The organism is Aminobacter sp. HY435 (genome assembly GCF_027568395.1).
Taxonomy (GTDB): Bacteria; Pseudomonadota; Alphaproteobacteria; order Rhizobiales; family Rhizobiaceae; genus Aminobacter.
Genome location: NZ_JANKZL010000015.1, coordinates 28,510 through 53,041, shown reverse-complemented (window position 1 = coordinate 53,041; position 24,532 = coordinate 28,510). Strand labels below are relative to the sequence as shown.

Annotated in this window: 22 protein-coding genes; 7 read left to right on the top strand and 15 right to left on the bottom strand. The window is 64.1% G+C overall.

Translation table 11 applies throughout. From position 1 onward, the window contains the following. Positions 1 to 108: 108 nt before the first annotated feature. The 4 genes from PCJ21_RS20770 to PCJ21_RS20755 form a co-directional block, all read right to left on the bottom strand. Positions 109 to 1,758, bottom strand: a complete 1,650-nt coding sequence (locus tag PCJ21_RS20770) for a vWA domain-containing protein (RefSeq protein WP_269933344.1) — start codon at positions 1,756 to 1,758, stop codon at positions 109 to 111. 75 nt (positions 1,759 to 1,833) lie between these two features. After that, the gene (locus PCJ21_RS20765) at positions 1,834 to 2,796 is read right to left on the bottom strand and encodes a GlxA family transcriptional regulator (RefSeq protein ID WP_269933343.1); all 963 of its coding nucleotides are present in this window, start codon (positions 2,794 to 2,796) and stop codon (positions 1,834 to 1,836) included. Positions 2,797 to 2,867: 71 nt separating this feature from the next. Then, the gene (folD, locus tag PCJ21_RS20760; protein WP_269933342.1) at positions 2,868 to 3,764 is read right to left on the bottom strand and encodes a bifunctional methylenetetrahydrofolate dehydrogenase/methenyltetrahydrofolate cyclohydrolase FolD; all 897 of its coding nucleotides are present in this window, start codon (positions 3,762 to 3,764) and stop codon (positions 2,868 to 2,870) included. Between the two features lie 124 nt (positions 3,765 to 3,888). Then, the gene (locus PCJ21_RS20755; RefSeq protein ID WP_269933341.1) at positions 3,889 to 6,108 is read right to left on the bottom strand and encodes a GumC family protein; all 2,220 of its coding nucleotides are present in this window, start codon (positions 6,106 to 6,108) and stop codon (positions 3,889 to 3,891) included. Between the two features lie 165 nt (positions 6,109 to 6,273). Here PCJ21_RS20755 and PCJ21_RS20750 point away from each other — a divergent pair, with 165 nt between their 5' ends. Beyond that, positions 6,274 to 7,569: a lipopolysaccharide biosynthesis protein gene (locus tag PCJ21_RS20750; protein ID WP_269933340.1), complete on the top strand. Its 1,296-nt coding sequence runs from the start codon at positions 6,274 to 6,276 to the stop codon at positions 7,567 to 7,569. On the opposite strand, the gene PCJ21_RS20745 is transcribed toward PCJ21_RS20750, so the two are convergent. The 3 genes from PCJ21_RS20745 to PCJ21_RS20735 are packed head-to-tail and all read right to left on the bottom strand — an operon-like array spanning position 7,566 to position 10,413. Continuing rightward, on the bottom strand, positions 7,566 to 8,456 hold the full coding sequence (locus tag PCJ21_RS20745; RefSeq protein ID WP_269933339.1) for a DUF6492 family protein: 891 nt from the start codon (positions 8,454 to 8,456) through the stop codon (positions 7,566 to 7,568). The two genes, PCJ21_RS20750 and PCJ21_RS20745, sit on opposite strands and share 4 nt — an antisense overlap. After that, entirely contained in the window at positions 8,453 to 9,235 is a 783-nt protein-coding gene (locus tag PCJ21_RS20740; protein WP_269933380.1) for a WecB/TagA/CpsF family glycosyltransferase, read from the bottom strand. The genes PCJ21_RS20745 and PCJ21_RS20740 overlap by 4 nt, the downstream gene beginning before the upstream one ends. A gap of 2 nt (positions 9,236 to 9,237) precedes the next feature. Next, entirely contained in the window at positions 9,238 to 10,413 is a 1,176-nt protein-coding gene (locus tag PCJ21_RS20735; protein ID WP_269933338.1) for a glycosyltransferase, read from the bottom strand. A gap of 173 nt (positions 10,414 to 10,586) precedes the next feature. Between PCJ21_RS20735 and PCJ21_RS20730 the strand changes: the two genes are divergently transcribed. From PCJ21_RS20730 to proC, 4 genes are all read left to right on the top strand, one after another. Next, positions 10,587 to 11,579 carry a glycosyltransferase family 2 protein gene (locus tag PCJ21_RS20730; protein WP_269933379.1) on the top strand — a complete coding sequence of 331 codons (993 nt, stop codon included), beginning with the start codon at positions 10,587 to 10,589 and terminating at the stop codon, positions 11,577 to 11,579. Then, complete coding sequence (locus tag PCJ21_RS20725; RefSeq protein ID WP_269933337.1) at positions 11,548 to 12,882, top strand: O-antigen ligase family protein; 1,335 nt, start codon at positions 11,548 to 11,550, stop codon at positions 12,880 to 12,882. Before PCJ21_RS20730 ends, PCJ21_RS20725 begins: the two co-directional genes overlap by 32 nt. Positions 12,883 to 12,913: 31 nt before the next feature. Next, complete coding sequence (locus PCJ21_RS20720; protein WP_269933336.1) at positions 12,914 to 14,038, top strand: metallophosphoesterase; 1,125 nt, start codon at positions 12,914 to 12,916, stop codon at positions 14,036 to 14,038. A 61-nt stretch (positions 14,039 to 14,099) separates the two neighbouring features. Next, a complete protein-coding gene (proC, locus tag PCJ21_RS20715) occupies positions 14,100 to 14,915 on the top strand; it encodes a pyrroline-5-carboxylate reductase (RefSeq protein ID WP_269933335.1) in 816 nt (271 codons plus the stop codon). Here the strand turns inward: proC and PCJ21_RS20710 are convergent, their stop codons facing one another. From PCJ21_RS20710 to modA, 4 genes are all read right to left on the bottom strand, one after another. Further along, positions 14,916 to 15,257 (bottom strand): winged helix-turn-helix domain-containing protein, encoded by a 342-nt coding sequence (locus PCJ21_RS20710; RefSeq protein WP_269933334.1) that lies wholly within the window; start codon positions 15,255 to 15,257, stop codon positions 14,916 to 14,918. It lies immediately after the preceding gene. A 15-nt stretch (positions 15,258 to 15,272) separates the two neighbouring features. Beyond that, positions 15,273 to 16,385, bottom strand: a complete 1,113-nt coding sequence (gene modC, locus PCJ21_RS20705; protein ID WP_269933333.1) for a molybdenum ABC transporter ATP-binding protein — start codon at positions 16,383 to 16,385, stop codon at positions 15,273 to 15,275. Then, positions 16,382 to 17,083 carry a molybdate ABC transporter permease subunit gene (gene modB / locus PCJ21_RS20700; protein WP_269933332.1) on the bottom strand — a complete coding sequence of 234 codons (702 nt, stop codon included), beginning with the start codon at positions 17,081 to 17,083 and terminating at the stop codon, positions 16,382 to 16,384. The genes modC and modB overlap by 4 nt, the downstream gene beginning before the upstream one ends. 80 nt (positions 17,084 to 17,163) lie before the next feature. After that, a complete protein-coding gene (modA, locus tag PCJ21_RS20695; protein WP_269933331.1) occupies positions 17,164 to 17,970 on the bottom strand; it encodes a molybdate ABC transporter substrate-binding protein in 807 nt (268 codons plus the stop codon). Positions 17,971 to 18,238: 268 nt separating this feature from the next. Between modA and PCJ21_RS20690 the strand changes: the two genes are divergently transcribed. After that, the gene (locus PCJ21_RS20690) at positions 18,239 to 19,093 is read left to right on the top strand and encodes a sulfite exporter TauE/SafE family protein (protein WP_269933378.1); all 855 of its coding nucleotides are present in this window, start codon (positions 18,239 to 18,241) and stop codon (positions 19,091 to 19,093) included. A gap of 69 nt (positions 19,094 to 19,162) precedes the next feature. On the opposite strand, the gene pcaF is transcribed toward PCJ21_RS20690, so the two are convergent. Genes pcaF through PCJ21_RS20675 form a run of 3 tightly spaced genes read right to left on the bottom strand, consistent with a single transcriptional unit; the run spans position 19,163 to position 22,024 of the window. Continuing rightward, the gene (gene pcaF, locus PCJ21_RS20685) at positions 19,163 to 20,368 is read right to left on the bottom strand and encodes a 3-oxoadipyl-CoA thiolase (RefSeq protein WP_269933330.1); all 1,206 of its coding nucleotides are present in this window, start codon (positions 20,366 to 20,368) and stop codon (positions 19,163 to 19,165) included. After that, positions 20,361 to 21,170, bottom strand: a complete 810-nt coding sequence (locus PCJ21_RS20680) for a CoA-transferase subunit beta (protein WP_269933329.1) — start codon at positions 21,168 to 21,170, stop codon at positions 20,361 to 20,363. Before PCJ21_RS20680 ends, pcaF begins: the two co-directional genes overlap by 8 nt. Beyond that, positions 21,167 to 22,024, bottom strand: coding sequence for a CoA transferase subunit A (locus PCJ21_RS20675; RefSeq protein WP_269933328.1), 858 nt, complete (start codon positions 22,022 to 22,024; stop codon positions 21,167 to 21,169). The genes PCJ21_RS20680 and PCJ21_RS20675 overlap by 4 nt, the downstream gene beginning before the upstream one ends. A gap of 142 nt (positions 22,025 to 22,166) precedes the next feature. On the opposite strand from PCJ21_RS20675, the gene PCJ21_RS20670 reads away from it, so the two are divergent. Further along, complete coding sequence (locus PCJ21_RS20670) at positions 22,167 to 22,940, top strand: IclR family transcriptional regulator domain-containing protein (RefSeq protein WP_269933327.1); 774 nt, start codon at positions 22,167 to 22,169, stop codon at positions 22,938 to 22,940. On the opposite strand, the gene PCJ21_RS20665 is transcribed toward PCJ21_RS20670, so the two are convergent. Continuing rightward, a complete protein-coding gene (locus PCJ21_RS20665) occupies positions 22,941 to 24,455 on the bottom strand; it encodes an acetyl-CoA hydrolase/transferase family protein (RefSeq protein WP_269933326.1) in 1,515 nt (504 codons plus the stop codon). It lies immediately after the preceding gene. Between the last annotated feature and the right edge of the window lie 77 nt (positions 24,456 to 24,532).

The window sequence follows — 24,532 nt, the reverse complement described above, 5'->3', positions numbered from 1 at the left end:
TGGACGGGGCCGCGCTGACGATGATGACGAAAAAACGTGTACACGCAGCCCTCCTTTCAAGTTCGAGTTGCGCTGCTTTCATAACCGCAACGGCGGTTCGAGGCAATCTTACTGTACGATCAGCTCCACGCGCTCGCCCGCCTTGACGGTTGCCGCGCCTTCCTTCTTGCCGCCTTCGCCGCGATCGACTTCGACGACATAGTCGCCTGCCGGAAGTGTCGTCTGGTGCTTCTGGTCGTAGCCGTAGCCGAAATCCTTGCGATTGCCCTGGATGTCCTTCTTGGCTCCATAGACCCGGATCTCCTTGGCGCCCGGCGCATCGATCGCCAGGACGCCGGCGCCGAGCACGGCGGTCACGTCACTTGCTTCGCCGACACGCGTGTTGAAGGGCTGTTCGATTTCAGCCTGGTCCATGCGCACCACGGCGACGTAGTCACCCGCCGGCAGGTCGAACCTGTTGTCCGGGCCGAAGCCGTAGGTCACCTGGTCGCGCGTGCCGTCGATCTTCTTCTTGGCCTTGTAGATCTTGACGTCAAGGCCGCCGGCATCGACCTTGTCGCCGCCGGGCGCGTACAGTGCGTTGACCACCACCCGGCCGACGCCGGCGACGATATCCTTTTCGATGGTCTGGCCGGCAGCCAGCTGAATGGTCTCGTTGGCTTCACCCTGGCCGATGGTGATCTTCACCTTCTGCTCGCCGGCTGGTAGCACCAGCTTGGTCTCGCCATAGTAGGTCGCCGGATGGTCGGCGCCGGGGAAGTCGAACACCACCGCAGCACCCGTGTTGATGTCGCCGCCCTCGCTCGGGCGCGGGCGGATGACCAGCGTGCCGGCGTTGAGCACGAAGGTCGGCTTGTAGACCTTGCCGGCCTCGACCTTGAGCGGCTGCTCGACCTCTGCCTCGCCAAGCGTGGCGCGGATGACGTAGGCGCCCGGCTCAAGCGATCCCTTGTAGTTGTTGTATTCGGTGGCGATGCGCTCGCCCTTGGCGCCGTCCGCGTTGGCCTTGTAGATTTCCCAGGCGTTGCCGGCGTCCTTGAGCGGATCGCTGCCCTGAGCCATCGTCAATTCGGGGACAAAGTTGAATTCGGGCTTCGCCGGCTCGGCCGCTGGCGTCGGCGTGGGAGCCGGCGCAGGTGCGGCGACGGTCTGCGCCAGCGCTTGCTCCAGCCCCTTGGCGTCTGACGCCTGCATGTATTTGCCGCCTGTATTCTCCGCCAGGCAGGCGACCTGCTTGCCCTCTTCCGCGGTGAGACCGAAGCCGACGACATGCGCTGTGAAATCGACGCCCGCCTGTTCGAGCTCCTTGCCGAGCGCGCACGGGTCGGCGTTGCAGGTCTCGAGGCCGTCGGTGATGAGAATGACGGTGGCCTTGTCTTCGGTGTATTTCAAATCTTCGGCGGCCTGCTTGACCGCCGCGGACAGCGGCGTCTTGCCGAGGAACTTCATGCTGTCGGCGGCGGCGGTGATGGCGCTCGCCGAACCGGCCGCCGGAGGCACCACCAACTGGATGTCGCTGCAGCTGCCCTTCTCGCGATGACCGTAGGCCATCAGGCCAAGCTCGGCATCGGCAGGCACGGTCGTCAGCACCGTGCGCAGGGCCTGGCGCGCAATCTCCAGCTTCGGCTTGCCCTCGATCTGGCCCCACATCGAGCCGGACGCGTCGAGCACGATGATGGTGCGGTCGGCAGCACTTGCCGCGCCTGCCGCCGAAAGCATCAGCAAGGACGCCAGGATGGTTCGTGAAAACGCCTTCATGCTGCCCCTCGCCGATTCAGATCTGGATGCCGCGAGGCTAGACTTGGGACCTGCCGCTGACAACCCTTCGGCCGATCAATAGGTCGTCCGTCGCTCCTCGCTCGGCGGACGGCCGAACTGCAGGCGATAGCTCTGCGCGAAATAGGAATGCGACGTGAAGCCGGTGGCGATCGCGACGTCGAGGATCGGCATGTTGGTCTGGCGCAAGAGCTCGCGCGCGCGTTCGAGCCTGAGCCGCATGTAGTAGCGCCCCGGGGTGACGTTGAGATGGCGCAGGAACAGGCGCTCGACCTGGCGTACCGAAAGCCCGGCCGCCTTGGCGAGTTGAACCGCCGACAGCGGCTCGTCGAGGTGGTCGGCCATCAGCTCGACGATGCGCTTGAGCTTGTCGGACTTGCCGGTGAGGTCGCGTTCGGGGCCGACGCGCTGGCGGTCGCCGGCCGAGCGGATACGCTCGTGCTGGAACTGGTTGGCGACCTCGTTGGCAAGATTGGCGCCGAAATCGCGCCTGATGATCTCGAGCATCAGGTCGATCGACGTCGTCACGCCGGCGCAGGTGTAGCGCTTGCGGTCGATCTCGAAGACGTTGTTGGTGCACTCGATGTCGGGGAACTTCTCGATGAACCCCGCCCGGTTTTCCCAATGGATGGTGCAGCGATATCCGTCGAGCTGGCCGGCTTCGGCCAGGAGGTACGACCCCACCGAAAGCGCGCCGAGGGCGCCACCGCGCCGACCCCAGGCGCGCAGTGCCGCCAGGACCTTGCTCTTGCCCGGGAATTCGGTGGCAACGCCGACGCAGACAAACAGGATGTCGACCGGCGGCACGTCGGCGACGCTGTAGTCGACCTTGAGCGGCAAGCCGTTCGACGCGATCACCGCCTCGCCGTCGGGCGAGACCGTGGTCCAGGTGTAAACGTCGCGCCCCAGCAGGCGGTTGGCCGACCGACAGGTGTCGATGGCGGCGACAAGCGAGAACATCGAGAACTTGTCGACCAGCAGGAAGGCGAGCTGGCGACCGGTGGCGTTGGGATCCGACATGGGGGCCAAATCTACAGAAAGCGCCGAGGCGGGCAAGGAAGCGGCGCTGGTCCAGACAACGCCGCTTGCACTCAAAACCCCTTGTGTTCGAGGCCGGCGTGGCGATAGGCCGACACCAGCGTATTGGCCATCAGCATGGCGATGGTCATCGGCCCAACCCCGCCGGGAACCGGGGTGATGGCGCCGGCATTCTTTTCGGCCGAGGCGAACTCGACGTCGCCGACGAGGCGCGACTTGCCCTCGCCCTTTTCCGGTGCGGGAATGCGGTTGATGCCGACGTCGATGACGGTGGCGCCTGGTTTGACCCAGTCGCCCTTGACCATTTCCGGGCGGCCGACGGCGGCGACAAGAATGTCGGCGGTCCGGCATAGCGCCGGCAGGTCCCTGGTGCGGCTATGGGCGATCGTCACAGTGGCATTGGCTGAGAGCAGCAGATTGGCCATCGGCTTGCCGACAATGTTTGAACGGCCAACGACCACGGCGCTAAGACCCGACAGGTCCTTGCCGTGGCGGCGCTCGATCAAAAGCATCGAGCCGAACGGGGTGCATGGCACCAGGGCGCTGTCGAGTTCGCCGGTTCCAAGCTTGCCGACATTGGTGAAATGGAAACCGTCGACGTCCTTGTCGGGCGCAATCGTCTGGATGATCTTGCTGGCGTCGATGTGAGCAGGCAGCGGCAGCTGCACCAGGATGCCGTGAATGGCGGGATCGCCATTGAGCTTTTCGACCAGGGCCACGAGTTCGGTTTCAGGCGTTTCGGCAGGCAACGTGTGCTGCACCGAATGGAAGCCGCATTCCTTGGCCGTCCGCGACTTGTTGGCGACATAGACCTGGCTGGCCGGATCCTCGCCGACGATGACGACCGCCAGACCGGGTTTCACGCCATGCGCGGCCAGCGACGCGGCTGACTGCTTGACGCCTTCGACGACCTCGGCCGCGACACGTTTTCCGTCGATGATTTCGGCCATGGTACACTCCGTCTGCAGGCGCTCATATGCGGTCCCAGGTGCGGCATTGTCATCAAATTTTCAATCCGCAACCTCGCCATTGCGGCGTCCGGTGCCGTAAACTCGAAACTGCAGCGACGATTTTTCAGAAGTAGCGACGGGTGCGCCGCTCGCGCAGCTGGTTGAGTTCGTTGCGCACCTCGCGCAGGCTTTCGCTGATTTCATCGATCTGGTTTTGCGGGGCCAGACGCTCCGGCTGCACCGGCTGGGAAACCTGCGGCGGCACTGGCGGCCATGGATAGTACGCTGCCGCCGGTGCCTGCTGCGGATATGCGGGCGGATAGGGGTGCGGCGCACCGTAGCTGGCAGGGGACAGTGCAAGTCCATAGCCGGGATGCGGATAGGGTGGATAGGGCGCAGCTGCCGAAGGCGGCTGTTCGGACTGTGATGCAGGCCCGCGAGCCGGTGCCGGCGCGGCAGCGTGGCTTGGGTCCAACTTCCGGTCGGGCCCGACTGTCAGCGGCGCGGAAGCCGGCTCCACCCGACGCGGCGACGGCTTGCCGCGCAGTCGCTGCGTGTCGCGCAGGCTTTCGAGTGCGCCGCGAAGGCCGCCGATGCCGATACCGGCCGCAAAGCCCAGGAATGCCCCGACAAGCACGATCATCGAACGCGACGGACCGGTCGATTCGAGCGGCGGCGTCGCCACCGAAATGATGCTGACATTGGCGGAATTGATGTCGCGCTGTTCGCCGGTCTCGCGGGCGCGAAGCAGATATTGCTCGTAAACGGCGCGCTTGGCGGTGACGTCGCGTTCGAGTTCGCGCAGGGTGACCAGTTCGCTGGCGACGGAGCCCTGACGCACCTTGAGCTGGGCAAGCCGCGATGACAGCTCCTGTTCGGTCTGCACGGCACGCTTGAGCTCGACCTGGATCGAGGCCGCGACACGGCGCAGTTCGGTGGCTATGCGTTCGCGCGCGCCGGCAAGCTGCGCGTCAAGCGCGAGTCGCTCGGGATGGCGCGGGCCAAGACGCACCGAAGCCCTGTCGGCCTCCTGTGTCAGCGCCGCATACTGCGCCCGCAATTCGGTGATCGACGGCGAGTTGATCGCTTCGGGCAAGGCACCTGACAGGACCGCGTCGACGCCGACGTTGCGGGTTGATGCCGCGCGCGCGTTGAGTTCGAGCGTGCGCGCCCGCGCCGCCGTCAGCTGATCGTTGACGCGCTGGATCTCGTCGTCGGTGATCAGGCGGCCTTGCGGGTCGATCAGTTCATTTTCTGCCTTGAAGGTCTCGACCTTGCGTTCGGCCGCTTCCACCGCCTTGCGCATTTCGTCCAGGCGCCCGCTGAGTTCGTCGGTCGCCCGCCCCGCGGACCCCGACTGCAGTTCGCCATAGGTCTGCATGAACACTTCGGTCATGGTGTTGGCGATGAGCGCCGACTTGTCGGCGTCCTCCGTCTTGGCGCCGATCGACACGACAAAGGTCTTGCCGCCGCGTTCGATACTCAACGCGTCGTAGAGATGACTGGTGGCAAGCGTGTGCCGGCGCGCTGCAGCGTCGCCGCCGGCAGCATCGTTGCGCGAAAACAGCGAACGGATGGCTTCGCGCAGGCTGAAGCCTCCGCCTGCCGTTCCGTTGAATTCGGGATCGTCATAGAGATGCAATTTGTCGACGACCTTGGTCAGCACCGTGCCAGAGGTCAGTACGCGCATCTGGTTTTCGACAATCGCCAGGGTCGCATCCGACGGCAGCCCGCCTTCCGTCAGTTCGCGATCGGTCAGCTTGAGATTGCGCGGATCGACGATCATCTCGGTCCACGCCTGGTACATTTTTGGCGTCGACAGCGCGATGGCCACGCCGATCAGCGCCCCGGCAAGCGTGGTCGAAGCTATCAGCAGCTTCGAACGGGTTATGCCGCCAATGATCTTCATCGGGTCGATCAGAGGCTTCCACCGGGCATCTTCGGGTATTGCACGGGGGTCGCCAACATCAGGCGAAGGCAAGGGCATGGCCGCGGCAGCTGCCTGTTCAGGTTCCTCCCTGCCGCGGCGCCAGCGATCGAAGATCGAGCCGCGCTGCGATGTTTTCCGGCCCGGCTCGGCAGCAGCAGTCTGCAAAGCCTCGCCGGCGGCGACGGGCTGCGCCTCACGGGCTTCCTGCTCGGCACGCTCGGCCTCGCGGCGGTAGCGCGCCTGCCTGTGACGGGCAGCAGCATCCTCGACAGCCGGTCGCGGCGCGTCCTGTTCGTTTTCGTCGGCCATGGACAGCAACGAACCGCCCCGCCGTTTCGCGGCCGCATCATCCCGGGCCAGCGCGAGCAGCGAGCGCTTGCGCCTCCAGTCGTCGCGGTTTCCAGATTCGGCCATGGTTCTGGGTTTCTTCCAATGCACGTTGACGGATCAAGCGTCCGGTCGTTAACGCAAGCTAAGCAAGCATGGAAAACAAAAGGTTAATGCCCCAGGCAAGCTCTGGCTGCACGATGCCTTTCGGAACCCAGCATTAAGCTTTGCTCCCTATCCTTCACCTGGATCATGACCCAGGCCAACGACATACCGCGCATATCGCTGCGCGGCAGGATCGGCAGTTTCCTGTCTGAACAGCGCGTGCTTCTGCGCGCCTATTTTTCGGCGGTCAGCGGTTCGGCCGGCCGACTGGTCTTTTCGCTGGTCTATTTCGTCGCGCTGGCGAACACCTTGTCGATCGCCGATTTCGGCCTGTTCGCCACAGCATCGGCGGCAGGCGTCATGCTGTCGCGAACGCTCGCCTTCGGTTTCATCTCGGCGCTTTACCGCACGGCGACGATCCGTCCGCGACTGATCGGCAGCTATACCGCCGGGTTCCTGATGCTGGGGCTGTTGTCGCTGCCCCTCCTGGCAGCCGCATCGGCGCTGACATGGTTCCTGTTCTTCTCCGGCACGCTGTCGCCGGCGATCTTCGCCACGGTGATCTTCGCCGAAGCGCTGCTGTGGCGGCCGGTGGAAGTGGCGATGATCGTCAATAACGGCCTCGGGCGCTTTGGACGCGCGGCCATGCTGGCCATCCTGACCTCGGCGATCAAGGCGGCCGCCGCCGCGCTGTTCGTGCTGTGGCCAAACTCGACGATCGAGGCATGGGCCGCCTTCTACGTCGGGTGCAACCTCGTCTCGCTCGCTGTCGCTTTCGGGCTGTTCTATCCGCGCCAGCGATTGCGGCTGACGCCAGATCTGTACTGGCGGCGATTGTCCGATTCGATCTACGTCGCCGGCGCCGAAGTGCTGTTTTATCTGCAGATGGAGTTCGACAAGCTGCTGGTGCTGGCCATGGGAGGACCGCACCTTGCCGGCATTTACGCCATCGTCATGCGACTGGTGGATCTCACCGCCATCCCGATCCGTACTTTCTCGATGATGCTCGTGCAGAAAATGATGCGGGCGCCGCAGATGCTGTCGCGCCTGAAGATCAAGGTCGGTATCGAAGCCGGCATCTTCATCGTCTCGACCAGCGCCTTGCTGTTCCTGGCGGTGGTGCTGCACTTCTTCCCGAACATACTGGGCCGGAATGTCGCCGAGGCAGCGCCCCTGGTAGGGCTCGCACTGCTGGTCCCGGCCTTGCGCAATCTTGTCGAGTATCACGCCGAGTTGCTGTTCGCGCGTGGCCAGACGCTGATCCGCGCCGCCAACCTGGCGTTGCTGGCCGGCATCAAGGCGGGACTCCTGTCGCTGCTGCTGATCGCGGCCCATGACACCGCAATGCTGATCTGGTCGCTGAACGGCATGTTCGCGCTGATCTACCTGGCTTCGGCGGCGGTCACGTACGCGTCGTTGCGGCGACCAGCGAAAGCGATCTAGGCGGCGACAAGCCTGCGGATGCGACCGAGATCGGTGCCGATGAACGACTGCATGCCTATGGCGACCTGATCTTTCGCCATCGTGGCCACGAACGCCTCGAACTGGGCATCAGACATCGGCGTGCCGGTCCAATGCACCCGGCAGAACTCCTCCGAGCCGTGGTAGTGACCTGCACCGCCAACGACCTCGTCAACGTAGCGGCCGTAGATCATGCACTCGGAAAACTTGCGTCGCGCGCACACGGCCTCGGCCCAATAGCGTCCGCTTGCCTCCTCGATGCGCTCGAGCATTTCGAGCACGCTTGAGCGGCGCCATGCGATCAGCGTCGAGATGTAGTCGTGTGACGCCACCCCGGGAGACTTGATGCCAAGCACCTTGGCCGCGTTCTGCGACCAAACCAGATGTTCGTCATGGCCGGGGGAGAGCAGCACGTCATCGCGACGGAAAAGCCGGAGCTTGCCGCCACGCCAGAACCGCGCACAATCGAAGTGCTTGAGGAAGGCGACGTCGGAATCGACGTAGACGAGCGTCTCCTGATGGATGTGTCGAGCTATCGCCATGCGCCGCAATTGCTGCACGTGCCAACCGCGCAGGGGCGGCGCCTTCAGACTCAGCCAGATGCGGCGTCGAAACAGGCTCGCCGGGTCCGGAATGTCGCGCAGCCAGGACGGCAGGATGTCGCGTTCGTCGACGACTGTCCGGCCCGGACCCTCGAGTTCGCGAAACATCGCTACATCGCGATGCTCGACGAGCAAATAGTGATGCGAAGCGCCGCTGACATGGCGATCGACCGTCTCGCACAGCAGCCGGCAACGCTCGAAGTCGGCGGCGTAGCTTGCCGTCAGAAGGGCTGCGTCGGGTACGCCCCCTGCGTTGCTGGCGTTCAAGGCCGCCCCTCCCCGCTACGCGCCGCAAATTTCTGGCGTAGCACGCGCAAGAGAAACAGCGGATTGCCGACAACGTAACGTCGCCACAAACGACCGGGCTCCAACATCAGCCGGAACAGCCATTCGAGACGCAGGCGGCGCATCCAAAGCGGCGCGCGCGGCACCGACCCGCTGAGGAAATCGAGAAGTGCGCCAACCGCGATCGGCAACGTGCAATGTTCGGCGCGGATGTTGCGCTCGATCCACAGTTCCTGGCGCGGCACGCCCATCGCGACGAGCAAAATGTCTGGCCTGAGCGACCCGATCTCGGCGACGATCGCAGGCTCTTCCTCGGCGGTGAAATAGCCGTCATGAACGACAATGTAACGATGCTGCGGCGCAAGTTCGGCCAAGCGGTCGGCGGCGTGATCGGCGTGAGCCTGCTTGGCGCCCAGCAACGCTACGGTCAGCGGCTGGTCGGAGCTGCGCAGCAAGGCCGGCACGAAATCCGTGCCATTGAGATTGTCGGGGAACGGCGCGCCATACAGGAGGCGCGATGCGATATCGACGCCGATGCCATCGGCCAGCACGAGAAAGTGCGATAGCGCGGCGGCAAACTCGCTGTCGGAACATGCGATGTTGGCGTTGTGGGCATTGAGAAAGCTGACCTTGGCGAAGGTCTTGCTGGCAATCAGCCCGGAGAGCAGGGCCAGCGCCTGCTGGCGGGATGCGCTCGCAACGTCGATGCCGAGAATACGGCGAAAGCTGATTTTCCGAAACGGCCCGACGGCCTTGACCATGTTCACGCCGCCACCTCGCGCGCAGGCCCGGTGAGCTTGCCAAGCCCGACCGCCACTGCCTTGTCCAGCGCGGCAATCTGCCTGCGGTGGAAATCGCTGCCGTCGACGTCTGATACCTTCTGGTCGACCGTTCGTTCAAGTGCGCGCGCGAATTCGACGGGGTCGTCTGTCATTGTGCAGTTGGGCGGCTTGTAGGCAATGCCGCGCAGGGAATGCGCCGTCGCCACGGACGGCAACCCGAGCTCGAATGTCTCGATGGTCTTCAGCTGCACGCCACTGCCCGATGTGCTGACCAGCGGAACCACTGCGCCGCCGCGCACAAAGGCCTGCGCGTCGGGCACGCGTCCGAGGAAACGCACGCCGGGATGGGCAGAAGCGACGCCCGAAGGCACACTGCCGGCGATGTCGATGCGGAAATCCTGGCGCAGGTGCGGCACGACCCTGCTGAGGAACCAGTCAAGGCCGATGCGGTTCGGCTCCCATGTCCATGTGCCGATCAACGCCGCGTCGCATCCGACACGGCGTTCACCACCTGCCGGCGGAAGCTGTGAACGCGTGACCAGCGGCAGGGCGACGGAACGCGAATTCGACGCGACGCCCAACTCGGCACGGTCTTCCTCGGCCAGCGTGAAGACAAAGCGCGCATTGCCGCAAAGCCGTTTTTCGACACCCTCCAAGAGCCGCGCTTCGCGGCGGAACAGCGCGCGCTGGAACGCACCATTGGCGGCGTGGGCATTCTCCGCGGCCGACCGGTGCTCGACATTGTGCGCGACAAAAATCGAAGGCTGGTCCTTGAACACGCCCTCGAAAGCGGCCGCCATCTGCACCGAATTGAGAATGTAGCCGTCGATCGGGCCGGCACTGGAAATCGCCTTGCGGACGTCGCCGTCGGAGACGACCCGCAACTTTGCCGAGGCGAATGTCATGCCGGACGCCATGGCGCTTGCAAGCCAGGCGAGCTTGCGCGGAAGGGGCGCCGTGTCGGTTCGCACATCGACGGAGCCAAGCACGATGGTGTTGCCTGGATCCGATGGCGCCTTGCCGGGCCAAGCGAAGCCCAGCACCGTCACTCGCACGCCGTTACGGCGCAACGCATCGATGATCGCCTGGTTGGCGATCTCGTAGCCTGATGACAAAGCGCCGTCCGGCACGATGGAAGTTGCGAAAAGCAGATGCATTACAAAGATCCTGCCCATGGCCTAGCAGGGTGGAGTGAAGTCTTCATTAAGCAACTTGCAGCGCAGTTGGGTCACGCGGACCATGGTTACGCCATGAAGGGCCTGGCTTAACCCCCCGTTATCGCCGCTTTGATAGGGGACAGGTTCGAAAAACCGGCTTTCCCTGGATGAATGTGATCCCGCTTCCCCAAACCGTGACCATCGCCGGCCGCTCGCCCGCGCTCGTTGCCGAGAGCGTGGAAGTCGTGGTGACCTTGCCGACGTTCAGGCGGCCGCAGCAGGTGATGACGACGCTCGAATCACTTGCCAGGCAAGAAACCGCCCGTCGATTCGCCGTCATCGTCATGGAAAACGACGCCGAGGGCGGCGAGGGCGTTCGCGCGGCCCTACCGCTGTTTGAGAACGGCAGGATGGCAGGCCTTGTCATCGTCGCGCATGAGCGTGGCAACTGCAGCGCCTACAATGCCGGATGGCATACGGCCTTGCTGGAGTTCCCGAACTTTTCGCGACTGCTGGTGATCGACGACGACGAGATCGCCGACCCATTGTGGCTGGAGACCATGTGCCGCGCCGCCGAATCGCTTGGCGCCGACATCGTTGGCGGCCCGCAGGTGCCGGTCTTTGCCGAACCGGCACATCAGGTCTGGGCCACCCACCCGGTCTTCGCGCCGCCCTACTCCGTCTCGGGACTTGTGCCCGCACTCTATTCATCTGGTAATCTCCTGCTCGGCCGCAACGTCCTTCTGGAAATGGGGCCACCCTTTCTCGACCTGCGCTTCAACTTCATGGGTGGCGGCGATTCGGATTTTCTCAGCCGCTCCAGGCAAAAGGGCTTCACGCTCGGCTGGTGCGCCGAGGCCAAGCTCTACGAGACTGTTCCCGCGCGTCGCACCGAAGCTGACTGGGTTCGCGCGCGCGGCCTGCGCAACGGCGTCATCTCGACACTCGTCGCAAAGAAGAAATACGCCGGCACGCCCTTCGCCAACACACGCGTGTTCCTGAAAAGCCTGGCGCTGCTTGGCGCCTCGCCGCTGCGGGCGCTGAAGCGGCTGATCGCCACCGGCTCGCCATCGGTCGCCGTCTATCCCATTCACGTCGCGCTGGGCCGCGTGCTCGCCGAATTCGGTTACGCCAATGAGCAATACCGGCAGCCTGAGAAGAACTGACGCGGCGGCGCAGCTTTCGTCGGCGTTCACGCCGGCGGGTGTCGCCATGGCGATTGCGACGGTGCTGCTTTCGGTCGTCATCGTCTCGTTCCGGCCGTTCCAGCCGGCGGGTGCTGAAAACGCGGCCGCAAACGGCGGCGACATCGTCAATCAGCTCGGTTTCGGCACGCTGGGGGGATTGTCGGCCTTTGCGCTGCTGACGCTTGCCGAGCCGGCGAAAATCAGGGCGCTGGCAAGCCCCGCCTGGGCGCTGTTGATGGGTTTTTTCATGCTGTCGGTGGTAACGGCAGCTGACCCGGCCGCGGCGTTCCGCGCCGCCTCCTTCACCCTGATCGGCGTGATCGCCATGGCCAGCGTTCTGGCGTTGCCGCGCGACGGCGAGAGCTTTTCGCGGGTGCTCGCATTCGCCGGCCTGGCTGTCGTCGGCCTGTCCTACGCCGGCGTGCTGCTCTATCCCAGCGTGGCGATCCATGACGCCGGCGGTTTCGAACCCGAACACGCCGGGCTCTGGCGCGGCGCGTTCACCCACAAGAACATCGCCGGGCCTGTCATGGCCTGCTTCAGCTTTGCCGGCATCTATCTGTTCCGCCGCGGCTGGCGACGTTCGGGCGTCATCCTGTTTTTCGCCACCATGGTTTTCGTCGCCCATACCGGATCCAAGACCACCGCCGGACTGGTGCCGTTGTCGATCGTCTTCGTCGTCCTGCCCGGATTGATCGGAATGCGGCTGTTGACCCCGCTGTTGTTTGCGATCGCCATCGTCGGAACCGGACTCGCCACGCTGGGCATCGTCTTCATCGACCCGCTGAAGCAACTTGCGGCACAGCTCTTCCCAGATCTCACCTACACCGGCCGCACCACGATCTGGGCCTTTGCCGGGGAGATGATCGGAGGGCGGCCATGGCTCGGCTATGGCTACGAAAGCTTCTGGGGCATGCCGGTGGTGACGAATACCGACAAGGCCTTCGACCAGGACTGGGACATCACCGGCATCGTGCACGGCCACAATGGCTACATCGATCTCGCCGTGACCATGGGGCTGCCGGCGCTCGTCGTGGCGCTCTACGTGTTTCTGCTTGCGCCGATGCGCGACTACATGAGGATACCGCTGCTCAAGGAAAACGTATTCCTCGGCGATTTCTTCATGATGATCCTGTTCTTCACCACGCTCAACGCCTTCCTTGAAAGCTTCTTCTTCCGGCGCGCCGATCCGGTGTGGATGTTCTTCGTCTTCGGCGTGCTCGGCTTGAGGCTCGTCTCGCGCGTGGTCATCGCCAAGGGCCACCCGCTGGGCAAGGCTTGATCGTCGCTGACGCGCGCTCCATTCTGCTGTCATGGAGTATCGACCATCGCGGCGGCAGCTGATCGCCAACACGGCAGCACTTGGCATCGTCTCGTTGCTGGGAACCGACACCTCCCGCGCCGGCCCCTCCTGGCCAGCGGTCGACGCAACCTTCCTGTTCGCGGCCGACATCCATGCCTGCCGCATGGCGAGCGGTTTCAACGCGCAATGCATAGCCCAGGGCAAGACGGACGAAAACCTGCGTCGGCACATCACGGCGCTGAACACTGTCGACCAGCAGATTTGGCCGGGCACCGTTTCCGGCCAGGCCAGCGGCCTGGCAGGCGCCGGACGCCCGATCGGCGCCTTGCTCGGCCTGGTCATTGGCGGCGACATGACCGACGATGGCGGCGGGCAGGTCACGAAGCCGCAAGAAGGCACGCAACTGCTGCAGTTCAGCCAGCGCTACCAACAAGGCAGCGGTCCGGACCGCGTTCACATGCCCGTCTATGTCGGCCTCGGCAATCACGACCTCGACCAGGACGGCGCCCCGCCCGACGTCGACTGGTACCGACGCGAGATGCGCGACTATGTCGAGATCAGCCACAAGCCGAGCGTTTTCTTCAAGCCGCCGGTCCCGGCGACCAGCTATGACGAAGCGTCGGATTGCTATTCATGGGACTGGGGCGGCCTGCACCTGATCCAGACGCATCGCTTCGCCGGCGACACCGCCAAGGGCGCCATCAGCGGTCTCGCCTGGCTGAAGCGCGATCTCAGAACCTACGCAAGCGACGGACGGCCGGTGATCCTGTTCCAGCACTACGGCTGGGACCCGTTTTCCCTCGAAACCTGGGATCCGGCAGTGCGCCATTTCGACGACCGCGGCATCGGCCAGGCCCACTGGTGGAGCGACGACGAGCGGGCCGCACTGCTTGCGGCCATATCGGGCTACAACGTGATCGGCGTCTTCCACGGCCATGAACACGATACGCCGATGATCTACAACAGCAACGGATTGGACCTCTTCAAGCCGATGGCCGCGTTCAAGGGCGGCTTCGCCATCGTCCGCGTCACCGACCAGTTCATGGATGTGGTGTTGGCCGAGACCGATAGGCTGGGCGCAATCACCTTCACCAAGGCCTTTTCCAAAAGATTGGCCGGCACACCCAGAAGGTGATTTTCGGCCACTTCCGTACGACCGCAAGACGGTCTATGTCAGACAGGTTCGGAGGCATTTCATGACGATCAGACTTATCCTCGCCGGTTGCGGCAACATGGGCTACGCAATGCTCAGGGGCTGGCTGAATTCGGGCAAGCTTGCTCCATCGGAGACTTTCGTGGTCGAGCCGAACGCCGAGTTGCGCGCCCGCGCCGCTGAACTGGGCAGCCGGGTGGCCTCCGAAAGCGGCGGCATCCCGGCGGATGCCTCGCCCGAGATCGTCGTCATTGCGGTCAAGCCACAAGTCATCCGCGAAGTCACCGCCGACTATCGTCGCTTCGGCAATGGCCGGACGACCTTCGTCAGCGTCGCCGCCGGCACGGCGGTCGGCACATTCGCCGAAATCCTCGGATCGCAAACGCCGATCATGCGTTGCATGCCCAACACGCCCGCCGCCATCGGCAAGGGCATGATGGTGGTCTATGCCAACGAGCACGTCAGCGAAAGGGCGCGCAACCTGGTCGGCGACCTGCTCTCGGCCAGCGGCGAGGTCGCAACCATTGCCGACGAGGGCCTGATGGACGCGGTGACAGCCGTTTCCGGCTCGGGACCGGCCTACATCTTCCATTTCATCGAATGCCTGACAGCAGCTGCCGAACATGCCGGCCTGCCGCCCAAGACGGCATCGCTGCTTGCCATGCAGACCGTCTACGGCGCCGCCAGCCTGGCTGCGGAAAGCCGCGAAGACCCGGCCGTGCTGCGCAAGCAGGTGACCAGCCCGAACGGAACGACCGCCGCCGCCCTCAATGTGCTGATGGGCGAGAACCGGCTGCAGACCCTTGTCACCGAAGCAGTCGAAGCCGCACGGGTACGTTCAATCGAACTCGGAAAGTAACTAGCGCCTATCGGCCTCGCCCTGCAGCGCCTTGATGTGGGGCGCTGCCGCCTCGTAGACGGCGCGCTCCATGTCGCGGAACTGGCGGATGACCTCTTCGCCGACCGTCGTCAGCTCGGCACCTCCGCCATGCTTGCCGCCGGTTTTTGCAGCCACAAGCGGCTTGCCGAACATGTCCTTGAGCTCTTCGACCAGATCCCAGGCGCGTTTGTAGGACATTTCCATCGCGCGCGCCGCAGCCGAAATCGAGCCGGTGGCGGCGATCTGTTCGAGCAGCTCGATCTTGCCCGGGCCAAGACGACCCTTCGGATCGAGATACAAGCGCAAGGTCAGGGATGGCATCGGCTACTCCAGTCATCAGCTGGTTAGCACAAGCGAAGCCCCCGGAGAAAGATTTGCGCGATCGAATGCAACGGTCTTGATGACGGCAAAGACTTCGCGCCCCAGGGCAAGGTGCAGCGCCTCGAACGACTGGCGCGTGATGCGCGACACCAGCTTGTCGCCATGGCAGTCCAGGCGAATATCCACTTGCGCCGCATTGACCTCGACAATCTCGGCGATCCGCCCGGGCAGGATGTTGAGCGCACTCAAACCCGTTGGCCTTTCGGTGGCGATCATGACATCGCGGGCGCGGATACGGACGCGAACCTTCGCGCCGATGGCAAGAGCAGTGTCGGGAACGCGGATCTCGCCAGCGGCGGCACCCAACACGGACATCGCGTATGCCGCATCGTGGCCGGTCACCGTCATGTCGAGCACGGCGCCGCCTTCGCCCACCTCTTCCGGCGGCAGCAGTTCCAGGCGCTGCATGATGTCCGTGGTCGGACCAGCGGCGGTAATCTTGCCGTTGGCCATGACAACGATGTCAGTGGCAAGGCGGGCGACTTCGGCGATCGAGTGGCTGACATAGACGATCGGTATCTTCGTTTCGTCGCGCAACCGCTCGAGATAAGGCATGATTTCCGACTTGCGGGCGTCGTCGAGCGACGCCAGAGGCTCGTCCATCAGCAAAAGCCTGGGACTGGCGAGCAAGGCCCGACCGATGGCGACGCGTTGCCTTTCGCCACCCGACAACAGGTTCGGCCTGCGGTCGAGCAGATGGCCGATGCCGAGCATCTCCACGACCCGATCGAAATTGGCGTAACGCTCCCCACGCGGCGTGAACCAGCGGCCATAGACCAGGTTGGAGCGCACGCTGAGATGCGGAAACAGGCGCGCATCCTGAAAGACAAAGCCGATCCGGCGTTTGTGGGCCGGCAGGTACTTTCCCGCGCCGATGTCGACCAGGACACGGTCGCCGGCAACGATGCGCCCGGCATCCGGACGGATCAGCCCGGCGATGATGTTGATGACCGAGGTCTTGCCTGAGCCCGATGGTCCGAACAGCGCCGTGAGACGCCCGCGGCTCGCGAAGCTGGCCTCGAGTTGCAGCGCGCCAAGGCGGTGACGGATATCGATCTCCAGGGTCATTCGACAACCATGCGCCGGTCGATGCGGCGGGCAAATGCTTCGGAAACAACGAGCGCGGCCATCGATATGGCGATCGAAATCAGCGTCAGCCGCATCGCACCGGCATCGCCGCCGGGCACCTGGGTGAAGGTGTAGATTGCCGACGGCAGCGTCTGGGTTTCGCCGGGAATATTGGAGACGAAGGTGATGGTGGCGCCGAACTCGCCCATTGCCTTGGCAAAGCACAGGATCATGCCGGCGACGATGCCGGGCAGGATCAGCGGCAGCGTAACGGTGAAGAAGACCCACAGCGGGCTCGCGCCGAGCGTGCCGGCGGCGGATTCAAGCCTGCGGTCGACCGCCTCGATGGAGAGCCTGATGGCACGGACCAGGAGCGGGAAGCCCATGACAGCGCAGGCGAGCGCGGCACCGGTCCAACGGAAGGAAAAGACAATGCCGAAATACTCGTCGAGGAAGGAGCCGATCGGACCGCGCCGGCCGAAACTCAGCAACAGGAGATAGCCGGTGACCACCGGCGGCAGCACCAACGGCAGGTGGACAACGCCGTTGACCAGCGACTTGCCCCAGAACTCGGTGCGCGCCAGAAGCAGCGCCACAAGAATGCCGAAAGGCAGGCTGCCGGCCATCGCCCACAGCCCGACCTTTATGGACAGGTGGACCGCATTCCATTCGTCAGGACTGAGGTCCAGCCAGCTCATTTCCGAATCGCATTTCCGCCAGAGCGCCGTTCATCTGTTCAGGCACAGGAACGACGCTCCAGCACTTCATGTTGCTTGCGTCAGTTCGATGCCGCCGGCGCAAGCATAGTGAAACCTTGCGCTTCGAAAAGCTCCTTCGCCTTGGCGGACTGAAGATATTTGACGTACGCGGCTGCGTCCGCATTCTTCGAGCCCGCCGTCACGGCGACCGGATAGACGATGGGAGGATGCGTCTCTTCCGGGAAGGTTCCAACGATCTTGACGCCAGGCTCGGCCGTGGCGTCGGTCTGATAGACGATGCCGAGCGGCGCTTCGCCGGTCGAAACCAGCTTGAGCGCCGCGCGGACGTTCTCGGCCTGGGCGATCTTGCCTTCGACCGAGGCCCAGACGCCGAGCTTCTCGAGCGCTGCCTTGCCGTACTTGCCGGCCGGAACGGCCTTGACGTCGCCCATGGCCAGACGTCCGTCGCCGAGCAGCTTGGCGAGGTCGAAGTTCGGCGCGATGTCGGCGGTGGCAGCCGAGTCCTCCGGCGCGACGAGCACGATGCGGTTGCCAAGCAGCTTGACCTCGCTGTCGGCGTTGGTCAGCCTCTTGTCGGACAGGTACTTCATCCAGTCGAGGTCGGCGGAAATGAAGACGTCGGCCGGAGCGCCCTCCTCGATCTGCTTGGCGAGCGCCGAGCTGGCGGCATAGGAAGCTTTCACCTGCTTGCCACTTTCGGCCTGCCAGGCAGCATCGACGGCATCGAGCGCGTTCTTGAGGCTGGCGGCAGCAAATACGACAACTTCACCATCGGCGCGCGCCGACGGTAAGCCAAGCGCCATGACGGCGGCGACGCCACAAGCCATTGCGGCAAGCCGCACTCCAAAGCCCCTGCGCGTGAACATCTGCGAATTCCTCCACCACTGCGCGAGCCTCTCGTCAGGCTCACGATTCGTTATATTCATACGAATATAACAATCCACAGGCAACTCCCTCCCAGGCGGTTTTCAACCCGCCATCATTGAAAATCGGACGGACTTCTGGCCCTGCAATCCGGGGGAGACTGTGCCGTCGCTTCGTGGCATATGTCGCGCCGTAAACCTTTGGGGAATGGTCAGAGCATTGTGCGTGCCTGCCCGGACCAACTTCGCCATCACACTGCAAGAGTTTCTCCTGATGTCCGGCATATCCACCTACGAAATCATCTGGCTCGCGATCGCCCTTTTGGGCGCTGGCGCGATTACCGGCCTGCTGGCCGGCGTCTTCGGCGTCGGCGGCGGCGCCGTCATCGTGCCGGTACTCTACGAGCTGTTCCAAGCCGTCGGCGTTCCGGAGCAAGTGCGCATGCCGCTATGCGTCGGCACCTCGCTCGCCATCATCATTCCGACCTCGATACGCTCGTTCAACGCCCACCGCGCCAAAGGGGCGGTAGACATGGCGATCCTGAAGCAGTGGGCCGTACCGGTCGTCGCAGGCGTCGTCATGGGCAGTGTCATTGCCCGCTATGCCCCGGCGGACCTGTTCAAGGCCGTGTTCGTGGTCGTTGCCGGCGTCTCGGCAATCCGTCTCCTGTTCGGCAGGGATTCATGGCGCCTCGGCCTCGATATGCCGGGCAAGCTGGTCATGAACATCTACGGCTGGATCATCGGTGTGCTCTCCAGCCTGATGGGCATCGGCGGCGGCCAGCTCTCCAACCTGTTCATGACATTCTACGGTCGCCCGATCCATCAGGCGGTGGCAACCTCGTCAGGTCTCGGCGTGTTGATCTCGATCCCCGGCGCGCTCGGCTACATCTATGCCGGCTGGCCGCGCGCCGCCGAGTATCCCGACGTACCCGCGCTGCAGTTTCCGCTGTCGCTGGGTTATGTCTCGCTGGTCGGCCTGATCCTGTTCGTGCCGACGAGCGTGCTGACCGCACCGCTGGGCGCGCGGCTCGCGCACGCGCTGTCCAAGCGGAAGCTGGAAATCGCCTTCGGCATCTTCCTGCTTTTGATCAGCGTACGCTTCCTGTTCAGCCTGTTCGACTGAGCAAACCTGACGCATCAAACCAAAACGCCCGGCAGTGCCGGGCGTTTCATTTTCGAGGTCGAGAAGGGATCAGGCGCGCCCGAGCGCGACCGCGATGCCCTGCCCGACGCCGATGCACATGGTGGCAAGCGCCAGCTTGCCACCGCGCAGGCCGAGCTCCAGCGCCGCGGTACCGGCGATGCGGGCGCCCGACATGCCAAGCGGATGGCCCAGTGCAATGGCCCCGCCATTCGGGTTCACGTGCTCCGCGTCCTCGGCGATGCCAAGGTCACGGAGCACGGCAATGCCTTGGGAGGCGAAGGCTTCATTCAGTTCGATGACGTCGAAGTCTGCAGGCGAAATGCCAAGACGGGCGCACAGCTTCCTGGTCGCCGGCGCGGGACCGATGCCCATGATGCGCGGCGCAACACCGGCGGCAGCGCCGCCGACCACACGCGCGATCGGCGTCAGGCCGTATTTCTTCACCGCAGATTCCGAGGCGACGATCAGCGCAGCCGCCCCGTCATTGACGCCCGAGGCGTTGCCGGCGGTCACCGTGCCGCCCTGGCGGAACGGCGTCGGCAGCTTGGCCAGGGTTTCGATGGTCGTGCCGGCACGCGGATGTTCGTCCTTGGCAACAACGATCGGATCGCCCTTGCGCTGCGGGATCGTCACCGGCGTGATCTCCTTGCCGAGACGGCCATTTTCCTGCGCTGCGACCGCCTTGTTCTGGCTGCGCACGGCAAAGGCGTCCTGATCGGCGCGCGAGACGGAGAAGTCTTCGGCGACGTTCTCACCGGTCTCGGGCATCGAATCGATGCCGTACTGTTTCTTCATCAGCGGATTGACGAAGCGCCAGCCGATGGTGGTGTCATGGATTTCGGCATGACGCGAGAATGCCGCATCCGCCTTGGGCATGACGAAGGGCGCACGGCTCATGCTCTCGACGCCGCCTGCGATCATCAGTTCGGCTTCGCCGGCCTTGATAGCGCGGGCAGCGGCGATCAGGGCATCCATGCCGGAGCCGCAAAGACGATTGATCGTCGTGCCGGACACCTGCTCCGGCAGGCCAGCCAGCAGCAGCGACATGCGCGCGACGTTTCGGTTGTCTTCCCCGGCCTGGTTGGCGCAGCCATAGATGACGTCGTCGACCGCGGCCCAGTCGAGCGAAGCGTTGCGTTCCATCAAGGCCTTGAGCGGGACTGCGCCGAGGTCATCGGCCCTGACCGACGACAGCGAACCGCCAAATCGGCCAATGGGGGTGCGGATGTAGTCGCAGATATAGGCCTCAGCCATCCTTCGATCCTCTTTTCGCGGAGACCGCCTCGCCCTTGTGGGCAGCGTCGGTGCGCGCCTTTAGATCACGCAGCGTCTGCAATTCCAACTCGGTTGGCGCAGGAGTTTCGTCCAAGATGTCGGCGAATTTCACCGCCCAGCCACAGGTCTCCTGGACCTTGTCGCGGGTGACGCCGGGGTGCAGCGAAACCACCGTGAATTCCTTGGTGACAGGATCCGGCTTCCAGATCGCCAGATCGGTGATCAGAAGGGTCGGCCCCTTGGTGTCGATGCCGAGGCGCTGGCGATGGTCGCCGCCCTCGCCGTGGCCGAACGAAGTGTAGAAATCGATCTTTTCGACCATGCCGCGCTTGGTCTGCGCCATGGTGATGTAGATTTCCTTCGACGACGTCGCGATCTCGGGTGCGCCACCGCCGCCGGGCAAGCGGGTCTTGGGATGGTCGTAGTCGCCGATGACGGTCGTGTTGATATTGCCGAACTTGTCGAGCTGGGCAGCGCCGAGGAAGCCGATGGAAATACGGCCGCCCTGCAGCCAGTAGCGGAACATCTCCGGCACAGAGACGGTGGTGACGGCAGTGTCGCACAGTTCGCCGTCGCCGATCGACAGCGGCAGCACGTCGGGTGCGGTGCCGATGGTGCCGGATTCGTAGATCAGCGTGATGTCGGGCGCATGGGTCAGCCGCGCCACGTTGCAGGCAGCCGACGGCGCGCCGATGCCGACGAAGCAGACGTCGTCGCCCTTGAGGGCGCGCGAGGCGGCGATCGTCATCATTTCGTTGGGGGTAAAGCCGAGTTCGCTCATGCCACGTTCCTCAGGTGTTCGACGCGGGACGCGAAATCGTCAGCGGTCTTCTCAAGCACGTTCTTCTGCATCCACTCGCGGAAGCGGTCGCGGTCGGCGGCGATCTCATCCCACTCGAGATAGGCCGCGTTGTCTCTGACATAGTAGCCATGGGCGTAGGATGGGTGCGCCCCGCCGGGAACGACTGAAATCGCCGTCACCGACCAGTTCGGCAGCACGGTCAGGTTGGGGTGCAGGTCGTCGAAATTGTCAACCACCTCCTCGACCGTGACGACGGCACGCTTGGCGGCAAGGGCTGCTTCCTTCTGGATGCCGATGATGCCTTCTACAAGCACGTCGCCGCGCCTGTTGGCCTTCTGGGCGTGAATGAAGGTGACATCGGGACGAACCGATGGAACAGCGGCCAGCACCTCGCCAGTGAACGGGCAGGTTACCGACTTGATATTCGGATTGACCCTGGCGAGCTCGGCGCCACGATAGCCGCGGAAGACAGCGCAAGGTAGCCCGGCGGCACCCGCCTCATAAGCGTTGGCCATGGCGGCGTGGCTGTGTTCCTCGATCTCCAGCGTATGCGGGAAACCGTTCTCGACCGCGTCGCGCAGGCGGCGCAGCAGGCCGACGCCCGGATTGCCGGCGTAGGAGAAGATCGCCTTCCTGGCCATGCCCATGCCGATCATCTGGTCGTAGACCAGGTCGGGCGTCATGCGGACCAGCGTCAGGTCCTTGAAGCCCTGTCGGATCGCCTCATGCGCGGCGGCGGTTGGAATGAGGTGCGTGAACCCCTCGAAGGCCACGGTGTCGCCGTTGTTGAGATTTTCGGCGACCGCCTGCGACAGGGGGAGAAATTTGGTCATCGCGTTTCGTCCCGGTTGGCCAAAGTCCGCCTGGAAGTTCGTATTGCGAACATTTGTATTATATGCGATACATTTCTGATACAGGACGCTTCAAGAGTCAAATGATTTGGCTCGGCTGGGCCTTGGAAGTCGGAACAGTGCCATGAGTGACCAAGACACCGGCCGCGATCACGTCACGTCGCTGGAGCGCGGCCTTTGCGTGCTGGAGATACTGGCGGCCAATCCTGCGGGCCTGACCCTGACCGAAACCGCGGAAAAGGCAGGCCTGACCCGCGCCGGCGCGCGCCGATTTCTGCTGACGCTTGTTGCGACCGGTTACGCGGTCCAGACAGGGCGGAATTTTTCGTTGTCACCCAGGCTTTTGGCGCAGGCTCGCATCTGGCTGCACGGCGTGCCGCTGTGGACTTTCGCCGAGCCCTTTATGCGCGACACGGCCGCCCGGCTGCACGAGTCCTGTTCGGCCGCGACGCTTTCTGGCGAAGACATGGTCTATGTCGCGCGCGTGCCGGGACCGCGCATAATCGCAGTCGACCTGCAGGTCGGCGCGCACCTGCCGGCGCATTGCACGGCGATGGGCCGCGTGCTGCTTTCCGGACTGACGGATGCGGATTTGCAAGCGTTCATGTCGCGGGCGAGAATCGTCCAGCGCACGCCGAAGACAATTACCGGAAGGGCCGAACTCGTCGAGATCGTCAGGACCGTCCGTGCCAATGGCTACGCGATCGTCGACGAAGAGCTGGAAATCGGCTTGCGCTCGATCGCCGTGCCGTTGCGCGACCGCTCCGGCACGATCGCTGCGGCGATCAACGTGTCGACACAGTCGACACGTCATTCGCCGGCGGAGATGGAGACGGAAATCCTGCCGATCCTCAGGCAAACGGCCGAGCGGATCAGCGACTTCTTCGTCGTCCAGTAGCTACTGGTGCATCGAACCTGTTTCGACATAGCGCTGATGCCAGGACAGCGCCTCGTTGAGCAGCGACGGGGTCTGCAAACCATAGGAATGCTTCATCGCACGGTCGAAATAGCCTGACAGCGCGGGCCGGTAATCGGGGTGCGCGCAATTGTCGATGATGACGCGGGCACGCTGCTTGGGCGACAAGCCCCGGAGATCGGCCAGCCCCTGCTCGGTGACCAGCACTTGCACATCCTGGTTGATGTGGTCGACATGGCTCGCCTGGGGCACGATGGCCGAGATCGCGCCGCCCTTGGCTGTCGACGGCGTCATGAAGATCGAGACATAGGCGTTGCGGGCGAAGTCGCCGGAACCGCCGATGCCGTTCTGGATGCGCGATCCCATGATGTGGGTCGAATTGACGTTGCCGTAGATGTCGGCCTCGATCAGCCCGTTCATGGCAACGCAGCCGAGCCTGCGGATCAGCTCCGGGTGATTGGAAATCTCCTGCGGGCGCAAGATCATCTTCTCGCGATAGTGGCCCATGTTGGCGTTGAGTGTTGCCGCCGCGTCGGGGCTGAGCGAGAACGCGGTTGCCGAGGCCATGCGCAGCTTGCCGGAGTCGATCAGGTCAAGCATGCCGTCCTGGATCACCTCGGTATAGGCGGTCATGTTGTCGAACGGGCCGTCGACCAGTCCGGTCAGCACCGCGTTGGCAATGTTGCCGACGCCGGACTGCAGCGGCAGCAGCGAGGCGGGAAGCCGCCCCTTGGCGACTTCGTGGCTGAAGAATTCGAGCAGGTGTCCGGCAATCGCGTGGGCGACGTGATCGGGCTTGGCGAACGGCAGGTTGCGATCGGGCACGTCGGTCTCGACGATGGCCGCGATCTTGTCGGGGTGGCAGCGGAACACCGTTTCGCCGATGCGGTCATCCGGCCGCACCAGCGGGATGGGGATACGGTGCGGCGGCAGCGCGGTGCCGTAATAGATGTCGTGCATGCCGTGCAGTTCGAGATTCTGCCAGCTGTTGACCTCGAGGATCACCTGATCGGCGCGGTCCAGCCAGGTCTTGTTGTTGCCGACCGACGACGACGGGATCAGCGAACCATCGGGCAGGATGCCCGAAACCTCGACGACAGCGGTGTCGAGCGGGCCGAGAAACCCCTGCCAGGCAACCGGCGCCACCTGGCTCAGATGCATGTCGAAATATTCCATCTCGCCACGATTGATCTTGTCGCGCGCGATTGGATCGGAATTGTAGGGAAGACGGAATTCGATGCCGTCGGCCTTGGCCAGCGCACCGTCGAGTTCGGGTCCGGTCGAGGCTCCGGTCCACACGCGCAAGCCGAACGGATTGCCCTTGGCGTGCTCGGCTTCGATTCGGGCTGCAAGCGCCAGCGGAACGGTCTTGGGATAGCCGGAACCGGTAAAGCCGCTCATCCCGACCGTGGTGCCGGAACCGATCAGCGACGCCGCGTCCTCTGCGCTCATCACCTTGGATCGCAGGCTTTCGCAGCCAATTCGGGTTTCGACCATCGCTTGCCTCGCTCTATGCGTCTCGTCTTTCCCCCGGCACAGGCGTCAAATGCCTGGCTCCATCCCATTGGGCCACC